The sequence below is a fragment of the Paraburkholderia pallida genome, from assembly GCF_004524855.1.
Classification (GTDB): domain Bacteria; phylum Pseudomonadota; class Gammaproteobacteria; order Burkholderiales; family Burkholderiaceae; genus Paraburkholderia; species Paraburkholderia oxyphila.
This window is the reverse complement of the sequence record NZ_CP038152.1, coordinates 110460-128020: the sequence shown is the minus strand read 5'-3', so window position 1 is coordinate 128020 and position 17561 is coordinate 110460. Positions and strand designations below refer to the sequence as shown.

Here is a 17561-nt window from a genome sequence, read left to right as displayed (position 1 = left end):
AAAGCCAGGCTGCCTCTGAACGAGCGCATTGAGGCAGAAAATAATACTGTCGTAGAAGCTGATTGCATCGCGTCATGGATTCGATAAACAAGGGCGTGCTTCTGGCTATTGCCAAAGGGCAGACTGATCAAAGCAGCCAGTGCACTTGCAGCTTATTTATCGAAAGCTGATCGACGGTGGAGGCGGTATGGATGTCGCGTGGATTCGCGAAAGCGATCCCTCAGCGGCGACGCCTGCGAGGCACCGTGATTTCGAAGCACGATCCGCCTCGGCTTCCAGGGCGGTATTGCGCAGACCCGCCATGAGCGCTGGCAATGGCGCGAACAACCGAGAGGCCGAGGCCCGATCCGCCGAATTTTCGCGAGCGCGATGCATCGGCGCGCGTAAAAGGCTCGAATACCAGCGATGAGAATTCCGGGCTCAATCCGGGGCCAGCGTCCTCTACGCTGATCGATACCTCGTCGCCCGAGGCATGAGCGCGAATGACAAGGGAACCGGGAACGGCATATCGCCGGGCATTGTCGAGCAGCGCGAGAAACGCCTGACGCATACGCGTTGCATCGCACTCCACGACAATATCTTCAAGCGCGAGGTTGACCGCCAGCCCCGCTTCGTCCAGCGCCTCGTTCATCGGCTCCACCGCACGACGGATTTCGACGTCGATGTGCGTGGGCTCCACATGCATCTCCAGTCGGCCGATGTCCTGCAGCGTCACGATGTGCAGGTCGTCGACGAGCCGGGTGAGGCTTTCCACCTGGAATAGTAAGCCGCGAATTTGCGTGTCATTCGGCACGAACACGCCGTCTCTCATACCCTGAAGGCGGCCCCGCAAGATCGTGAGCGGCGTGCGCAACTCGTGCGCGATCGCCGCGTTCCAGGCGGTCATCTCGGCGGTCATGCGCTGCAGGCGCTCAGCCATGGCATTGAAGTCGTCGACCAGCAATGCCGTCTCCCCGAGCGAGCGATCGCCCGGTATTGCACGCGCCGCAAGGTCCCCCGCCGCGATGCTGCGCGCGCCCTCAGCAAGCGAATTCAGCGGTGCGAGAATGCGCCGCGCGAGCCGCGACGCCACGATGATCGCCACGACCAGGCCGATCAGCAACAGAATCGCAAAGACAAGATAATCGCCCGGATCGGGAATGAGCAGTTCCTTCGGCGATATGGGTGCTGATGGCGGCGCAAGCGCAAACAGCAAGCCATAGATGACGATCGAGCCCACGAACGCAATGAGCATCGTGATGATCGAAACGAGCCCCATCGAAAGCACGATCTGGCGGCCCAGCCGCCCACGCTGGCTCATCGTCCCGTTCATCAGATTTCCGTCAATCGGTAGCCCACGCCGCGCACGACGGTGATCATGTCCGCCGCGCCAACCTTGTCGAGCTTCTTGCGCAGATTGCTCACATGACTGTCCACGGTGCGCTCGAGCGCGTCGCCGCCTGGCAGGCAGGCATCGATCAGCTCGCTGCGCGTGAACACCCGATTGGGTGACTTGGCCATATGCGCAAGCACGCGAAACTCGGTGAGCGTCAAAGCCAGTTGCACATTTGATCTACCCTCGGCATCGGCCGCATCGGCCGCATCGGCCGCTTTGGCGGCAACGCGCACGCTCGCAATATAGCTCTGCGTATCCACTTCGAGTCGCCCCACGCGCAGCACCGGCTCGGTCCGCGAGGCGCCCGTGCGCCGCAATACCGCGCCGACGCGCGCCACGACTTCGACTGGGTTGAAGGGCTTCACGATATAGTCGTCCGCGCCGATGCGCAGGCCCTGCAGTCGGTCGATATCCTGGTCGAGCGCGGTGACCACCACCACGGGCGTATCGCCGCGGCGGCGCAGCTCCGCCAGCACCTCCCAACCGTCCTTGCCCGGCATCTTGATGTCGAGCAGCACGAGGTCGGGCTTGAGCAGCGGTTGCACGTCGAGCGCGGACTGCCCGTTGCCGACCTGATAGGTGCGATAACCCTCGCGGGTCAGGTAGGCGTCGAGTATTTCCGCGATTTCGGGTTCGTCTTCGGCGATCAGGATCAGCGCGTTCATGGTTCGTCGCGTTAGCGTGAGTCGGACGGACCCAGCATCGTGCCCCCACGCTGGCGTCGCGGCAACCCGCTCCATCGAATCTCCATCATAGCTCAACACTTCCCGCATCCCGGCGCGTTGCGGGGGGCGGCTGCCCCTCCACACGCTCTCCACACAACGCCCATCATCCGCGCACAGCGCTGGGCGACCATGCGCGCTTCGGCATACCGCCGGTACGGGTTCACACCACAACATGAACGGACAACAGATCAAAACGGCCGCGGTCAGGGGCACCACCGCGGTGGCCCTGACGCTTCTAATCACGGCATGTCATGGCGGGAGCGGCGACGCCACTGCGCAGGACGTGCCGATGCCGAGCGTAAGCGTAGTGAGGTTGCATCCGCACGCCGTGCCGGTCACGACGGAGCTGCCCGGACGCATCGTCTCCCTCCTCGAAGCCGAAGTGCGCCCACAGGTGAGCGGCATCATCGAGCAGCGCCTGTTCGTGGAAGGCGCCGAGGTCAAGGCGGGGCAGCCCCTCTACCAGATCGATCCGGCCAGCTACCAGGCGGCGCGCGACAGCGCAGACGCCGCCCTCTCTCGCGCCCGCGCGGCCATTCCGGCGGCCCAGGCCAAAGCCGACCGCAACCAGGATCTGGTCAGGCAGAACGCGATCAGCGTGCAGGAATACCAGGAATCCATGGACGCACTCGCCCAGGCCAGGGCGAACGTGGCAGCGGCGAAGGCCGCGCTCGAAACGGCACGCATCGACCTCGACCGCACCACGATCCGGGCCCCCATTTCGGGCCGCATCGACCGCAGCGCCCTCACGCCCGGCGCGCTCGTGAGCGCAAATCAGGCCGCCCCGCTCACGGCGATCCATCAGATCGATCGCGTCAACGTCGATCTGACCCAATCGAGCGCAAGCCTGCTCGACCTGCGAGAAGCCATCGACGCGGGCCACATGACGCGTTCCAGCGGTGGGGTTCCGGTCAGGCTCCGGCTGGAGAACGGAGCGCTCTATCCGCTTGCCGGCGAGCTCGCATTCGGCGAATCGAGCGTCGCGACGGACACCGGCACCTATACGCTGCGCGTCACCGTGCCCAACCCGCGCCGCGTGCTGCTGCCCGGCATGTATGTACGCGCGATCGTCGAAGAGGGCGTCGTGCCGCAAGGCTATCTGCTGCCGCAACGCGCGGTCAGCCGCAACGCGCGTGGCGAGGCCAGCGCGATGTTCGTCCGCGCCGGCAAGGTCGAAGAAGTCACCCTGCATGGTGCGCGTGCGCATGGCAACTTCTGGCTCGTCACCCAGGGCCTGCGCGACGGCGATGCGCTGGTCGTCGAAGGCAGCCAGCAGGTGAGATCGGGCGACGCCGCACAGAGCACCGAAGTGCTCGTCGATGCCGCCACCGGCGCGCTGCGCTCGCTGCCCGCGAAGCCGTCCCCAGGGACCGGTGCCGCCGCCGCGAACGCGCCCACGCCCTCCTCCGCCCCGTCGGCACAGCGGAGCTGAGGACAGTCATGTCGGCATTCTTCATCAAACGCCCTGTTTTCGCGTGGGTGCTCGCGGTCGTCGTGATGCTGGGCGGCCTGCTCGCGCTCAAGCAACTGCCGGTTGCCCAGTACCCCGAAATCGCGCCCACCACCATCTCCATCTCGGCGACGTACGCGGGCGCCGACGCACAGACCATCGAGAACTCGGTCACGCGCGTGATCGAGCAAGGCATGACCGGTCTCGACAATCTGCTCTATATGTCCGCGAGTTCGGACGCATCGGGCGAAGTGCAGATCCGTCTGACCTTCAGCAACGCGGCCAATCCGGACGTCGCGCAAATGCAGGTGCAAAACAAGCTGCAGCTCGTGACCTCGCAACTGCCGCAGGTCGTGCAAAGCACCGGGCTCTCCGTCACCAAGTCGTCGGCCAGTTTCCTGATGGTGGCCGGCTTCGTTTCGAAGGACGGCAAGCTCAGCTCGATCGATCTCGACGACTACATGGGCAGCACGCTGCAAGACCAGATCCGGCGCGTGCCGGGCGTCGGCAACACCCAGCTGTTCGGATCGAGCTACGCCATGCGCATCTGGCTCGATCCCTACCGGCTCGCCCGCTACAGCCTGATGCCCTCGGATGTGGAAACGGCGCTGCGCGCGCAGAACGCCCAGGTGTCCGCGGGTCAGCTCGGTGCCCAGCCCGCGCGGCCCGGGCAGCAGCTCACCGCCACGGTCACCGCGCAAAGCCGGCTGCAGACGGCCGCGCAGTTCGCCGACGTGATCGTCAAGAGCGCGGCGGACGGCGCCGTGGTGCGCCTCAAGGACGTCGCCCGGGTCGAGATCGGCGCCGAGAACTACACGTATGCCTCGACGTACAACGGCATGCCGGCCTCTTCGCTCGGCATCAGCCTCGCTACCGGGGCGAACGCGCTCGAGACGGCGAAGGGCGTGAAGCAGTTGATCGGCTCGCTCAAAGCGACGCTGCCCGCGGGTGTGGATGTCGTCTATCCCTATGACACCACGCCGTTCGTCGAGCTCTCGATCCACGAGGTCGTGAAGACGCTGCTCGAAGCCGTCGTGCTCGTCTTCATCGTGATGCTGGTGTTCCTCCAGAACGTGCGGGCCACGCTGATTCCGACGCTCGCGATCCCCGTGGTGCTGCTCGGCACCTTCGGCGTGCTCGCCATGTTCGGCTACTCGATCAACACGCTGACGATGTTCGCGATGGTGCTGGCGATCGGCCTGCTCGTGGACGACGCCATCGTGGTGGTCGAAAACGTCGAGCGCGTAATGGTCGAAGACAATCTCTCGCCGCTCGACGCGACGCTCAAGTCGATGCGGGAGATCACCGGCGCGCTGATCGGCATCGCCACCGTGCTTTGCGCCGTATTCGTGCCGATGGCGTTCTCGTCCGGCTCCACCGGCACGATCTACCGCCAGTTCTCGGTCACGCTCGTCACGGCCATGCTCCTTTCGGTGGCCGTCGCGCTGATCCTCACGCCTGCGCTGTGCGCGACCCTCCTGCGCCGCCCTTCAGCGCACGGCGCAAGCCGTGGCTTTGCCGCCTGGTTCAACCGCGGCTTCGATCGCGGCTCGCTGGTGTATCGCCACGGCGTGGGCGGCGTGCTCGCGCGCAGCAAGCGCTTTCTCGCGATCTTCGTGGCGCTCGTCGTCGCAACGGGCTGGATGTTCATGCGCCTGCCAACTTCGTTTCTGCCCGTTGAGGACCAGGGCATTCTGCTTACCGCCGTGCAGTTGCCCCCCGGCGCGATGGCCGCTCGCACGCGCGACGTGCTCGACAAGGTCACGCACTATTACCTGCACGAGGAGAAGGACGCCGTGGAAGGCGTGATGGCGATCGAGGGCTATGGCTTCGGCGGCTCGGGGCAGAACGCGGGCATGGTGTTCGTGCGCCTGAAGGACTTCGACGCACGGCACGCACCGAATCTCTCTGCGCAGGAAGTCGCACAGCGCGCGAGCGCCGCGTTTGCCGCCATCGGCGATGCTCAGGTCTATGCGCTTCTCCCCCCTGCCATTGACGGCATGGGCACCTCCAACGGCTTCGACTTCTACCTGGAGGACACCCATGGAGCAGGACGCGAACGGCTCGCGCAACTACGCGACCAGTTGCTGGGCGCAGCGGCGCGTAGCCCGGCGCTTGCCAACACGCGGCCCACGGGGCAGGAACCGGCGCCACAATTTTCCGTGGACATCGACCAGGCCAAGGCGAGCGCGCTCGGCCTGAACCTCGCCGACATCAACAACACGCTCTCGGTGGCCTGGGGCAGCGACTACGTGAACGACTTCATCGACCGAGGCCGCGTCAAGCACGTCTATGTGCAGTCCGACGCCGACTTCCGCATGCAACCGGCCGATCTCGACGGCTGGCACGTCCGCAATGCGCAAGCCACGATGGTGCCGTTCGCTTCGTTCGCCACGGGGCGATGGACCCTGGGTCCGGCGCGTCTCGAGCGTTACAACGGCGTGTCCGCTGTCGAAATTCAGGGCGAGGCCGCGCCGGGCGTGAGTTCAGGCATGGCGATGAGCGAAATAGACCGGCTGGTGAAGCAACTGCCGCCGGGCGTCCGCCATGAGTGGACAGGGCTCTCGTATGAAGAACGCCTTTCGGGCGACCAGGCAAGCGCCCTTTATGCGATCTCTGTGCTGATCGTGTTCCTTTGTCTCGCTGCGCTCTACGAGAGCTGGTCGATTCCGCTAGCGGTGATGCTCACCGTGCCTGTCGGCATGGCCGGGGCACTGCTTGCGGCGCTGCTGTGCGGTCAGACCAACGACATCTACTTCAAGGTGGGCCTGCTCACGACCATCGGTCTCGCCGCCAAGAACGCGATTCTGATCGTCGAATTCGCGCTGGAGCGCGAAGCGCAGGGGGCCAGCCTCATCGAAGCGACACTCGATGCCGCGCGACTGCGCCTGCGGCCGATTCTCATGACGTCGTTCGCCTTCATCCTTGGCGTGCTGCCGCTCGCAATCGCGAAAGGCGCCGGCTCCGGGGCGCAGAATGCGATCGGTATCGGCGTGATGGGCGGCATGCTCGCGGCAACCGTGCTCGGCGTCTTCTTTGCACCACTGCTCTATGTGGCCGTACGCAAGGCTGTTAAGGGCAAACGCTCATGAACGCAATCCAGCTCACGATCATGCATCTTCCCAAATTCGTACCGAACGTGCAACGGGCGGCCGCGCTGCTGGCTCTCGGCGCCGGCGCGCTGCTCGCGGGCTGCGCCGTTGGCCCGCGCTACCAGGCCCCGCACGCCGACGTGCCCGCCAAATGGAGCACGCAAGCCGGAGCAACGGCCGCACAGCCGGATCTCCACCAATGGTGGCTGCGCCTGAACGATCCCCTGCTCAACGCGCTAGTCGACGAAGCCGTGCGCGGCAACCTCGACGTGGCCACGGCTGCCGCGCGTATCCGCGAGGCGCGCGCCTTCGCAAACCAGAGCGACAGCGCGCGCTATCCGTCGCTCAACGGCACCGCGGCATATACGCGTGCGGGCGCCGGACCGAATGCCATCGCCGGACTGTCTTCGACACCTGAGTCCGGCACTGCATCACCTGGCAGTCCAACTCATCTCTTTCAGGCCGGCTTCGACGCCAGTTGGGAAATCGATCTCTTCGGCGCGAGACAACATGCATTCGAAGCAGCACGTGAAGGCCTCGATGCGGCTCAGTGGGACCTGCGTTCCACCCTGCTGACGCTCATCGGCGACGTAACCACGCGCTACGTCGAAGCGCGCGGCTATCAGGCCCGTCTCGCGCTCGCCCGCGCTACGGCACACTCGCAGGAAGAAACCGCGCGTCTCGCCCGCGTTCGCTACACCGCCGGCTCGACCTCCGGGCTCGACGTTGCCAATTCGGCAGGCGAGGCTCAGGCGACGCTCGCCGAAATTCCCGCGCTTGAAGCCGCTTATGCGCAGGCCGTGCACAGCCTGTCCGTACTGACCGGCAAGCCGCCACGCGCGCTGCTTGCGCGCATGCAGCAGACGCAGGATGTGCCCACTCCGCCGCTGCCCGTTGCGCTGGGTGTGCCCGCCGACGCACTGCTCTCGCGCCCGGACGTTCGGTCTGCCGAACGGCGTTATGCGCAGAGCACGGCGCGCGTGGGCGAGGCCCAGGCCAATCGCTACCCGCGCGTGACCCTCGTTGGCTCGCTCGGCACCTCTGGCACCCAGTTCGGCGATCTCGCGCGGCATTCGTCGATCGGCTGGTCGATCGGGCCTTCGGTGACCATCCCCCTGTTCGACGCGGGCCGCCTGAAAGCCGCCGCCGAGATCGCCGATGCGCAACGCGATCAATCCTTCATCGCTTATCACGCGGCCGTGCTGGCAGCCTTGCAGGATGTCGAAAACGCCAGTGTGACGCTCTCGCGCGAGACTGAACGCGCCGAGGGCCTTCAGCACGCCGCCGACTCCTACAGCGAAGCGTCGACGATCGCGAACGCGCTCTACCGTTCCGGCTCGACCAGCTATCTCGATCTGCTCATTGCCGAGCGCGCGCTGTTCGCTGCACAAGACGCGCTGATCCAGAGCCGTGTTCGCATCGCCACCGACTACATCGCGTTGAACAAGGCATTGGGCGGCGGATGGGATGGGCCGATAGCGCCGGATTGAGGTCGGCACGTTGCATGATTTCAGCTCGTGCGTACGTCCTCGGCGGCCCTGTCGGCACTTGGGGATCGGCGAGTTTCCTCTACGGAATTGAGCTCTTCGCTGGTGACCAGTTCGAGCGAACGGTTCGTGGTACGAGGTCCATACAGGAGGACGGGAATGGAAAAAACGATGTAGCAGGCCGCTGCTGCAAGCATCACCCCCTCCATACTGCCGCGGGAGAAAAGCGCTGCGCCCAGGACACCGGAGGCCGCCCCGCCGAATCGGCCGCCGGAGATAACGATACCGCTTCCCAGCGCGCGCAACTGTGTCGGAATCGTTTCCGGGATATAGGTGAAGTAGGCGTTGATGACCATTCCGGTGATGACAGCGGCGAAGCCGCCCGCACCAATCACCACCCAGCTATTGGTCGAGATGCCGAGCACCACCAGTGACAGTGCGCTGAGAATGGATGTCACGAGGATCGTGGACTTGCGCTCGCTCCGGTCGAGCAGCCGCATGGTGAGAAACGGGGTGACACCATAGATCACGTTCCAGAGAAACGCCACATAATAGGCCTGTTCCTCCGAATATTTGAGACCATTGATGAGCGCGTAGGCGCTCCAGGTCGCGTACAAGTAATATCCCAGGTACGTTCCAAAATAGCTGATGGCGAGGACAGCCACGGTGCGCCGCACGGCTTTGTGTTTCAACAGTTCTCGAAGCGTCGGCTCCTTCGCATTTCCCGGCACGGCGGCAAGCTCGGGCTCATCGAGCGAACCCTTGCGCAGGGCACGCGCCTCCAGGTCGCCGACGATTGCTTCTGCGCGATCGAACTGTCCTTTGGCGGCATACCAGCGGACCGATTCCGGAAGGACGAAACGTACGACAGGTGCGATCAACAGCCCAACACTCCCGGCGACGAGCAGGTGGCGCCAGGCGTTGGGGCTCCCATGTGGAAGAACGAACATGGTCAGCGCCGCCGCGCCAATCCCGGCGACCACATAGCCCATCAACACGACGGATGCGAACCGGCCGCGCGCCCTGCGCGGAAACATCTCGGCCACATACACCAGCAACACGGACGTGGCCGCCTGCACGCCGATGCCTGTGATGGCCCGGGCCGCCAACATCGTCTCATAGCCGGGCGCGAACGCCGTCGCGAGGGCGCCGAGCGAGTACAGGACGGTAGCCCAGACGAGAACCGAGCGGCGCCCCCGTTTGTCCGAGAGCACCCCTCCCATAAGAGCGCCAATGATACTTCCCACGAAGAAGGCACGGGTGACGAACCCGATTTGCTCCAGACTCAGGTTAGTGTGCTTTTTGATCGTGGGAATTGCATAGGCGAAGATGGCATTGTCGTAGTACTCGAGCATCAGGTTGGCCGCGAGCAGCGCGGCCCAAAGATAATGCGTTGCCATTACCGGCAGCCGATCCAACCTTGCAAGCAAGTTGAACTTGGCCGAAGTATGCGTGCAATGCATGTTCTGTCTCCATCAGCATGTTGGCTGTTACCGCTCTTCACAGCGGCTCGACGAATTCGACAACGCGCATCATGTGCAAAAATCATTCACATCTCTGAACTTATCTTGACTCCATCCCGATGGATGACGCAGCCTGTCAAGACAATACGGAATGCTTAGCAATATTTATTATAAGAATCACCTGCGCATACCAGTTCAGGAGTCGCACCTATCCTGGTGCGGCGCGCTTGTTGGCTGGCTTAAAGACAGCGGGCTGCGTATTGCAATGGTCAATCAGATGGCTAGACGATCGAGCGCGCCTCAGACCGCCGTATGGATCGGACGTCGACCGCGGATCGCTGCGTATATTTATGATAACAACCGTTATTTTGAAAGGAAACAGGGTATTCCCTGCTCTGTTATTTTGCGGGCTACGACGCACGCACGAGATGGGGCCGGGCGAGCACTTCAGCATGAACCGCACGCTGCTCTGGGCGAGCGCGGGACACGAGAGCTTTGACCTATTTTTTCTATTGCTCCGACTGCTTTACATACATCGAATGGCGCGGACGGGCGAACACGCGCCTGACCATCGGTTCGAAGAATGAAAGTGGCAATGCGTCGTAGTCCTCCATGAAAGCAGGAGCGTCATATTTTTCGCAAAATTCGGCCGTGCGCTGGAAGAGTTCCGGCTGATCGCCGAACCGGTCGCGAAGATTGCGATCCAGGCCAAGATGATGAAAAAAGTAATACCCCTGGAATACACCGTGATGCTGCACCATCCACAAGTTCTCCGGGCTGACGAAGGGCTTGAGTATGGCAGCGGCGATATCCGCGTGATTGTAGCTCCCAAGCGTGTCGCCAATGTCGTGCAGCAGTGCGCAGACCACGTACTCCTCGTCACGGCCATCGCGATGCGCAAGCGTCGCGGTCTGCAGACAATGCTCCAATCGGTCGATCGGGAAGCCACCGTGGTCGCCTTTCAGAACGCCAAGATGGGAGAGTACGCGCTCGGCAAGTGCTGCGGCGTACGGCTTGAATTCTTCGGTAATCGCGGCCCAATCCTCGGCGGTCCCTTCGGCGATGTGAGAAAAAGTGGCGCGCTTAGTCATGTGCGCCACTCCGAACCTGCCCGACGCAAGCGCGGGCTTCCGCGAAATCAACGATCATCATGAAGTCTCCTCGTTCCGTTAATTCACCCATTCCAGGTATTGCTTTATGAATGAGCCAGACCCTTTTTAGCGAACCACCTTGCCAGCCTTCGGTTCCTGACACGCAATGGTTACGGCATCCTCAAATTGCTTCAAGAGTTCCTTCGCAGTCCAATCCCGACGCCCTCCTCGCTCTGCTTCACGCACGAGGGCCCGTGCTCTTGCGTTGATCGGTGACGCTCTTCCAAGTGTCTCGGCCAGTGCCACGACTTCACCACTCAAATAGTCCACCTCAGTGGGTCGCCCATGCTCGAGGTCTTCCCACATCGACGAGCGGGCTGCTGCGTCGATCTTATGATGTTTCCCCACCACACGGTGATACTCCGCATCCGGCAGGCGCAGCAACTCGATCATTTCCGCAGGCGGCATTGAACCGATACTCCGCGGTGTGATTCCGGCGGCAATCAGGCATTGCACGGCCTCCTCCACGCAAAGGGCGAAGCACTGCCGATAGCTGGCCTGCGCAAGCTCGTCACGCAGTGGCAATCCACTCAACGCATTGATCGGGTTATTCAGGTTCAACAGCAGTTTGCCCCACTGTGTCGCGGCGACGTCCGTCATCTCGACCACCGGGAGATCGGCCTTCCCGAACCAGGGCAAATAATCCGCGAGCAGCGCGCTGCCTTCGATCTCTAACTTGCCGCTGGTTCCACAATGCCAATGTCCCGGCCCGAGATGCACGACGTTGAATGGCACCATGCCTGCCAGAACGCGTTCATCGCCAAGTCCGGCTCTCAGCTCTGCTGCATTGCGCACCCCATTTTGCAGGCTGACGACCGGCACGCCCACGCGCGCGTAGCGCTGAATTTCCTGAACTGCAGCCTTCGTCCCCTCGCTCTTGACTGTCACCAGGATGAGGGTGGCCTCGGATAGCGTCTCGGGCTCCGTCCGATAGTCCACCTCGCAAGGCTGGAATGCGTGTCGCCTTCCATCCTGGTCGGTCACCAACATGCCATTGGCAGCGACTTCCGATTGAATGCGCGGGCGGCCCAGATAGGTCACCGACAGGCCTGCCGCTGCCAGGCATCCACCGATATAGCACCCGACCGAACCCGCGCCGTGCACTACGATACGGTTTGAAACGTGCATCTCTGTACCCCTCGTTTTTGCACAGGGATTCGCGCGATCTGCGGCGACCGCCGTCATGCCGCCTGGCAACGCTACGGGCGGGGGCGCATATCCGCGTCCCGGTGACTTGCTGGCCGACGTTGGCCTTCGTGGCAATCTTGCTTTCGGCCTCACCGCGGGCATCGAACGCCGGCCCGTCATTGCGTCGCTCAGCGCGCCGCGTCGACTTGCTGTGCGAGCGCCCAGGCCAGCTCCGCGAGCGGTCGCGTGCGCTTGCCGACTTCGAGCGCCTGCGCGCTCGACGCGTTGCCCTGCAGCGCACGCGCATGCACGCCCTGCAAAATGCCGACGAGCCTGAACAGGTTGAATACGAGGTAGTAGCCCCAGTCCGCCTCCGATACCATCTGGTTCGAGCTCCGCGCCACGCGTTGCAGATAGCGCTGCAAATACGCCGCCTCGTCCGGTATGCCGAGCGCGGCGAGATCGATGCCCGCGAGCCCGCGGCCCTGATGCATCGGCATACGCCACGTCATGCAGTGATACGCGAAGTCGGCGAGCGGATGGCCGAGCGTCGACAGTTCCCAGTCGAGCACCGCGAGAATACGCGGCTCGTGCGGATGGAAGATCACGTTGTCGAGCCGGTAATCGCCATGCACGATGCGGCTTTCGTCCCCGGAAGGCACGTGCTGCGGCAACCAGGCGATCAGACAGTCGGCGGCGTCGATCCGCTCGGTTTCCGCCGCGCGATACTGCTTCGTCCAGCGCGCGACCTGGCGCTCGATGTAGTTGCCCGGCTTCCCGTAGTCGGCGAGGCCAACCGCTACCGGATCGACCGAATGCAGCGCCGCGATCACGCGATTCGTTTCGTCGTACAGCGCGCCGCGCTCCGCGTTAGAGAGTCCCGGTAGCGCGCTGTCCCAGTAGATGCGTCCTTCGACGTATTCCATGATGTAGAACGCGGTTCCGATCACCTCGGTGTCCTCGCACAGTGCATACGCACGCGCGACCGGCACGTCGGTACCGGCCAGCGCGGAGATCACCCGGTACTCGCGATCGATCGCGTGCGCCGAAGGCAGCAGCGTGCCCGGCGGCTTGCGGCGCAGCACGTAGCGACAGCCCCCTGCCTCGAGCAGGAACGTCGGATTCGACTGCCCGCCCTTGAACTGCTCGACGTGCAGCGCGCCGGAAAAACCGTCTACGTGCTCGCGCATGTAATCGCCTAGCCGCCCGGTATCGAACGCATGCGCCGGCGCGACCGGCCGCGTGCCGCTAAAGCTGGTTTGCGTGTCGTTCGTCATGTCGCCGTCATCCCACCGTCAATGGCCAGATACTGGCCGGTCACATGTTGCGACGCGTCGCTTGCAAAGTACGCGAGCGCGCCCTTCAGGTCCTCGTCGCCGCCCAGCCGCTGCAGCGGCGTGCGCGCGATCACCTGCTCGCCCACGGCGTCGAGCACGTCCGCCGTCATCTTCGACGGGAAGAAGCCCGGGCAAATCGCATTAACGTGGATGCCGTAATGGCCCCACTCGGTCGCGAGCGCGCGCGTGAAGTGGATCATCGCCGCCTTCGAGGTGTTGTACGCGATCGTGTTCACGCCGCGCGACATGCCTTTGAGCCCCGCGATCGAAGCAATGTTGACGATCTTCCCGCTCCTGCGCGGAATCATGCTGCGCTTGCCAATCTCGCGCGTCAGGAAGAACGGCGCGTTCACGTTCAGATTCATGACCTTGTGCCACGCTTCGTCCGGATAGTCCTCCGCTGGCGCCCCCCACGTCGCGCCCGCGTTGTTGACGAGGATGTCCACGCGCCCGTGCGCGGACAGCACCTCGTCGACGAGTGCCGGAATGCGGTCGAACTTCTGCAGATCGCAGACGACCGCCTTCGCCTCAATGCCCCTCCCGCGCAGATGCGCCTCCGCCTCGGCCAGCTCATTGGCCTTGCGCGCCGAAATCACGACCTTGCAGCCCAGCTCGCCGAGCGCCTCGGCCATCTGCAGCCCGAGGCCCCGCGAGCCTCCCGTGACGAGCGCGATGCGCCCGTCGAGCTGAAACAGTTCCTTCACCGACACCACGTTCTCCTTCGCTCAGCACACTTCGAACAGCCCGGCCGCACCCTGGCCGCCGCCGATGCACATCGTGACCATCACGTACTTCACGCCACGCCGCTTGCCTTCAATCAGCGCATGGCCGACGAGCCGCGAGCCGGACACGCCATACGGATGACCGACCGCGATCGCGCCGCCGTTCACGTTCAGCCTGTCGTCGGGAATCCCGAGCGTATCGCGGCAATAGAGCACCTGCACCGCGAATGCCTCGTTCAGTTCCCACAGCCCGACGTCCTCGATCCTCACGCCCGCGCGTTCGAGCACGCGCGGCACCGCGAACACCGGGCCGATGCCCATCTCGTCCGGCTCGCAGCCGGCAATCGCGAAGCCGCGGAAGATGCCGAGCGGCTGCAAGCCGCGCTGCTCGGCAAGCTTGCCGTTCATCACGACGCACGCAGAAGCGCCGTCCGAAAACTGGCTTGCATTGCCCGCCGTGACCACGCCGCCCGGCAGGGCGGGCCGGATCTTCGATACCGCGTCGAGCGTCGTGTCCGCGCGAATCCCTTCGTCGGATGCGATCGTCACTTCCTTCGTCGCGAGATGCCCGCTCGCCTTGTCGACGACGGCCATCGTCGTGGTCATCGGCACGATCTCGTCGTCGAACTTGCCTGCCGCCTGCGCGGCCGCCGCACGCAACTGGCTGCGCACGCCGTATTCGTCCTGCGCTTCGCGCGCAATGCCATAGCGCTTCGCGACGGTCTCGGCTGTCTGCAGCATGCTCCAGTACAGCTCGGGCTTGTGCTCGACGAGCCACGGATCGAAGCGCATGTGCGTGTTCGACTCGTTCTGCACGCACGAGATGCTCTCGACCCCGCCCGCGACGATCGCGGGCGCGCCTTCGAGGATCACGCGCTGCGCGGCCATCGCGATCGTCTGCAAACCTGACGAGCAGAAGCGGTTGACACTCACGCCGCCCGTCGTGACGGGCAGCCCGGCGCGCAGCGCGATTGCGCGCGCGATGTTGCCGCCCGTCGTGCCTTCGCCGAACGTGCCGCCCATGATCACGTCTTCGATCTCGGCCGGATCGATGCCGGCGCGCGCCACGGCGTGCCGCACCGCGTGCGCGCCCAGCGTCGCGCCATGTGTCATGTTGAATGCGCCCTTCCAGCTCTTCGCGAGGCCGGTGCGTGCGGTGGAAACGATCACTGCGTCGGTCATGTCGATGTCCTCAATTGAAAGTGCGGCCTTCATCCGCGAGCTTCACGAGCAGCGGCGCGGGCTGCCAACACGCCGTGCCGAACTCGCGCACGTCCGCGCCCGCGCTGAATATCTGCTCGTCGCCGCCCAGCACGATCGCTTCGATCTCCGGGTCGGCGACTGCGCGATCGAGCAGCGAGACAACGGCCGCACGCAAGGCGAACCCCAAGCCGTTGACCAGCGGCTCGTTCATCGTCAGTACACCTATGGAGCCACGTTTCATCAGCCCAGCAGGGCTATTCGTCAACATGGAGTCCTCTTCAGGAAAACGAAAGGCGAATTGCGCCGCTTGCCATCTCAGTCAACCGTGGCGAGCCGGAATTTACATTACATGCGTTATGCCTGCCTGGGAAAAATGCTAACGCTTGCGAACGGTCGTGCATAGCCTGAAGCGATCGGTGTAAACACCTAACGCCCACGCAACTCATTGTATTGGCGGAAAATAATTCCTCAATATATGATCACAATTGTGATGTATATTTGACTCGAAGGCCCGAAGACTCTGCGATGCAGACCTTCCACGGCTGCAACTGAACCTTTCTGGTAGCCATGTCCCACTCGACCATCATCCACCGCCGCGATCTGGAATTTCAACTCTTCGAGCTGTTCGAAGCCGAGGTGCTGACCCAACGGCCACGCTTTGCCGAACACAATCGCGAGACGTTCAGTGCTGCGCTCGACATCGCGCACGCGATTGCGGAGGAAAAATTCGCGCCGCACAACCGGCTCAGCGACGAGCACGAGCCGCAATTCGACGGCGAACGTGTGTCGATGCTTCCGGAGATACGCGAAGCCGTGCGTGCGTACAGCGAGGCGGGATTGATCGCTGCGGGCAAGGATTACGACGTGGGCGGCATGCAGTTGCCGGCACTCGTTTCCCACGCGTGCCATTCGCTGTTCAAGAGCGCAAACATCGCGACGAGTTCGTATGTCGGGCTCACGATCGGCAATGCCAATGTGATCGATCGCTTCGGCACGCCCGCACAGAAGCGCAAGTATCTACAGGCGCTGCTCGAAGGCCGCTTTTTTGGCACGATGGCGCTGACCGAGCCGCAAGCGGGGTCGAGCCTCGCCGACCTGACCACGCGCGCCGTGCCGAATCCCGACGGCACGTACTCGATCACCGGCAACAAAATCTTTATCTCGGGCGGCGACCACGAACTCTCCGATAACATCGTCCACCTGGTGCTCGCGCGCATTCCCGGCGCGCCACCTGGCGTGAAGGGCATTTCGCTCTTCACTGTGCCGAAGTATCACGTGAACGATGACGGCACGCTGGGCGAGCGCAACGACGTCGCACTCGCGGGGCTGATTCACAAGATGGGCTGGCGCGGCACCACCTCGACGATGCTCTCGTTCGGCGAACGCGGCGCATGCATCGGCGAGATCGTCGGCGAACCGCATCGCGGGCTCGCTTACATGTTCCAGATGATGAACGAGGCACGCATCGGCGTCGGGATGGGCGCGACGATGCTCGGGTATCGCGGGTATCTCGCGTCGCTGCAATACGCGCGCGAGCGTCGCCAGGGGCGCCCGCCCGAGGAGAAGCGGCCGGACGTTCCCCAAGTGCCGCTGATCGAGCACACGGATGTGCGCCGGATGCTGCTTGCGCAGAAGGCGTACGTCGAGGGCGGCTACGCGCTGTGCCTGTATGCGGCACGCCTCGTCGACGATCTGCGAACCGCCGGCGACGAGACCGCGCGTGCCGAAGCGGGGCTGATGCTCGATCTGTTGACGCCAGTGGTCAAGTCGTGGCCGTCCCAGTGGTGCCTCGAGGCGAACAGTCTCGCGATTCAGATTCACGGCGGCTATGGCTATACACGCGAATATCCGGTCGAGCAGTTCTATCGTGACAACCGCCTGAACCTGATTCACGAAGGCACGCACGGGGTTCAGGGGCTCGACCTGCTCGGCCGCAAAGTCACCCTGCACGACGGGCGCGCCATCGGTCTGCTCGCGCGTGAAATCGATCGCACGGTTCGGGAGGCGCTCGAGACGCCAGCGCTAGCGGAGGAAGCGCACGCGCTCGCGCAGGCCTGGCACGAAATGGGCGAAACACTTGCGGTCTTGCGCCCGGCGCTCGCGGAACGCGCAACGCTGGTGCTCGCACAAGCGAACGCATTTCTCGAAGCGTTCGGGCACACCGTGGTCGCGTGGCTGTGGCTGCGTCAGGGACTCACAGCCTGTCGCGCGCTCCCGAATGCCACGGACGACGACATCAAGTTCTATCGCGGCAAGCTCCAGACCTGCCAATGGTTCTTCCGCTGCGAATTGCCGAAGATGCAGCCGCATCATGCGCTGCTGCGCCGCCTCGACGACACGACGCTGAACATGGCGCCCGACTGGTTCTGACTTCTCCGCAGCAGCGGCCACTTCTTCAAACGCGAGGACAGGCCAAAAGCCGCCCCTC

The 17561-nt window shown here is 63.8% G+C and carries 13 protein-coding genes; 4 read left to right on the top strand and 9 right to left on the bottom strand.

Annotated features, from left to right (window positions below):
* Positions 1 to 220 precede the first annotated feature (220 nt).
* Positions 221 to 1300 carry an ATP-binding protein gene (locus tag E1956_RS43105; RefSeq protein ID WP_134760836.1) on the bottom strand — a complete coding sequence of 360 codons (1080 nt, stop codon included), beginning with the start codon at positions 1298 to 1300 and terminating at the stop codon, positions 221 to 223.
* An 11-nt stretch (positions 1301 to 1311) separates the two neighbouring features.
* Positions 1312 to 2040: a response regulator gene (locus E1956_RS43100; RefSeq protein ID WP_134759949.1), complete on the bottom strand. Its 729-nt coding sequence runs from the start codon at positions 2038 to 2040 to the stop codon at positions 1312 to 1314.
* A 349-nt stretch (positions 2041 to 2389) separates the two neighbouring features.
* Between E1956_RS43100 and E1956_RS43095 the strand changes: the two genes are divergently transcribed.
* Genes E1956_RS43095 through E1956_RS43085 form a run of 3 tightly spaced genes read left to right on the top strand, consistent with a single transcriptional unit; the run spans position 2390 to position 8132 of the window.
* Positions 2390 to 3532, top strand: coding sequence for an efflux RND transporter periplasmic adaptor subunit (locus E1956_RS43095; RefSeq protein WP_232072579.1), 1143 nt, complete (start codon positions 2390 to 2392; stop codon positions 3530 to 3532).
* Positions 3533 to 3540: 8 nt separating this feature from the next.
* Positions 3541 to 6642 carry an efflux RND transporter permease subunit gene (locus E1956_RS43090; RefSeq protein ID WP_134759945.1) on the top strand — a complete coding sequence of 1034 codons (3102 nt, stop codon included), beginning with the start codon at positions 3541 to 3543 and terminating at the stop codon, positions 6640 to 6642.
* Positions 6639 to 8132, top strand: a complete 1494-nt coding sequence (locus E1956_RS43085) for an efflux transporter outer membrane subunit (protein ID WP_232072576.1) — start codon at positions 6639 to 6641, stop codon at positions 8130 to 8132. Before E1956_RS43090 ends, E1956_RS43085 begins: the two co-directional genes overlap by 4 nt.
* Before the next feature lie 20 nt (positions 8133 to 8152).
* Here the strand turns inward: E1956_RS43085 and E1956_RS43080 are convergent, their stop codons facing one another.
* From E1956_RS43080 to E1956_RS43050, 7 genes are all read right to left on the bottom strand, one after another.
* The gene (locus E1956_RS43080; RefSeq protein WP_134759943.1) at positions 8153 to 9592 is read right to left on the bottom strand and encodes an MFS transporter; all 1440 of its coding nucleotides are present in this window, start codon (positions 9590 to 9592) and stop codon (positions 8153 to 8155) included.
* Positions 9593 to 10101: 509 nt separating this feature from the next.
* Positions 10102 to 10683, bottom strand: a complete 582-nt coding sequence (locus E1956_RS43075) for an HD domain-containing protein (RefSeq protein ID WP_134759941.1) — start codon at positions 10681 to 10683, stop codon at positions 10102 to 10104.
* 126 nt (positions 10684 to 10809) lie between these two features.
* The gene (locus tag E1956_RS43070; RefSeq protein WP_134759939.1) at positions 10810 to 11871 is read right to left on the bottom strand and encodes a 2-dehydropantoate 2-reductase; all 1062 of its coding nucleotides are present in this window, start codon (positions 11869 to 11871) and stop codon (positions 10810 to 10812) included.
* 188 nt (positions 11872 to 12059) lie between these two features.
* The gene (locus E1956_RS43065; RefSeq protein WP_134759937.1) at positions 12060 to 13148 is read right to left on the bottom strand and encodes a phosphotransferase; all 1089 of its coding nucleotides are present in this window, start codon (positions 13146 to 13148) and stop codon (positions 12060 to 12062) included.
* Positions 13145 to 13918, bottom strand: a complete 774-nt coding sequence (locus E1956_RS43060) for an SDR family oxidoreductase (RefSeq protein ID WP_134759935.1) — start codon at positions 13916 to 13918, stop codon at positions 13145 to 13147. Before E1956_RS43060 ends, E1956_RS43065 begins: the two co-directional genes overlap by 4 nt.
* Positions 13919 to 13933: 15 nt before the next feature.
* Complete coding sequence (locus tag E1956_RS43055) at positions 13934 to 15112, bottom strand: acetyl-CoA C-acyltransferase (RefSeq protein WP_134759933.1); 1179 nt, start codon at positions 15110 to 15112, stop codon at positions 13934 to 13936.
* Between the two features lie 10 nt (positions 15113 to 15122).
* On the bottom strand, positions 15123 to 15344 hold the full coding sequence (locus tag E1956_RS43050; protein ID WP_232072574.1) for a Clp protease/crotonase-like domain-containing protein: 222 nt from the start codon (positions 15342 to 15344) through the stop codon (positions 15123 to 15125).
* A 356-nt stretch (positions 15345 to 15700) separates the two neighbouring features.
* Between E1956_RS43050 and E1956_RS43045 the strand changes: the two genes are divergently transcribed.
* The gene (locus E1956_RS43045) at positions 15701 to 17503 is read left to right on the top strand and encodes an acyl-CoA dehydrogenase (RefSeq protein ID WP_134759931.1); all 1803 of its coding nucleotides are present in this window, start codon (positions 15701 to 15703) and stop codon (positions 17501 to 17503) included.
* Positions 17504 to 17561: the final 58 nt, after the last annotated feature.

Excerpts from the sequence above, each read along its gene's own strand:
- E1956_RS43050 (WP_232072574.1), bottom strand. The coding sequence starts at position 15,344 with ATGAACGAGCCGCTGGTCAACGGCTTGGGGTTCGCCTTGCGTGCGGCC.
- E1956_RS43100 (WP_134759949.1), bottom strand. The coding sequence starts at position 2,040 with ATGAACGCGCTGATCCTGATCGCCGAAGACGAACCCGAAATCGCGGAA.
- E1956_RS43045 (WP_134759931.1), top strand. The coding sequence starts at position 15,701 with ATGTCCCACTCGACCATCATCCACCGCCGCGATCTGGAATTTCAACTC.
- E1956_RS43075 (WP_134759941.1), bottom strand. The coding sequence starts at position 10,683 with ATGACTAAGCGCGCCACTTTTTCTCACATCGCCGAAGGGACCGCCGAG.
- E1956_RS43095 (WP_232072579.1), top strand. The coding sequence starts at position 2,390 with ATGCCGAGCGTAAGCGTAGTGAGGTTGCATCCGCACGCCGTGCCGGTC.
- E1956_RS43065 (WP_134759937.1), bottom strand. The coding sequence starts at position 13,148 with ATGACGAACGACACGCAAACCAGCTTTAGCGGCACGCGGCCGGTCGCG.
- E1956_RS43055 (WP_134759933.1), bottom strand. The coding sequence starts at position 15,112 with ATGACCGACGCAGTGATCGTTTCCACCGCACGCACCGGCCTCGCGAAG.
- E1956_RS43090 (WP_134759945.1), top strand. The coding sequence starts at position 3,541 with ATGTCGGCATTCTTCATCAAACGCCCTGTTTTCGCGTGGGTGCTCGCG.
- E1956_RS43070 (WP_134759939.1), bottom strand. The coding sequence starts at position 11,871 with ATGCACGTTTCAAACCGTATCGTAGTGCACGGCGCGGGTTCGGTCGGG.
- E1956_RS43085 (WP_232072576.1), top strand. The coding sequence starts at position 6,639 with ATGAACGCAATCCAGCTCACGATCATGCATCTTCCCAAATTCGTACCG.
- E1956_RS43105 (WP_134760836.1), bottom strand. The coding sequence starts at position 1,300 with ATGAGCCAGCGTGGGCGGCTGGGCCGCCAGATCGTGCTTTCGATGGGG.
- E1956_RS43080 (WP_134759943.1), bottom strand. The coding sequence starts at position 9,592 with ATGCATTGCACGCATACTTCGGCCAAGTTCAACTTGCTTGCAAGGTTG.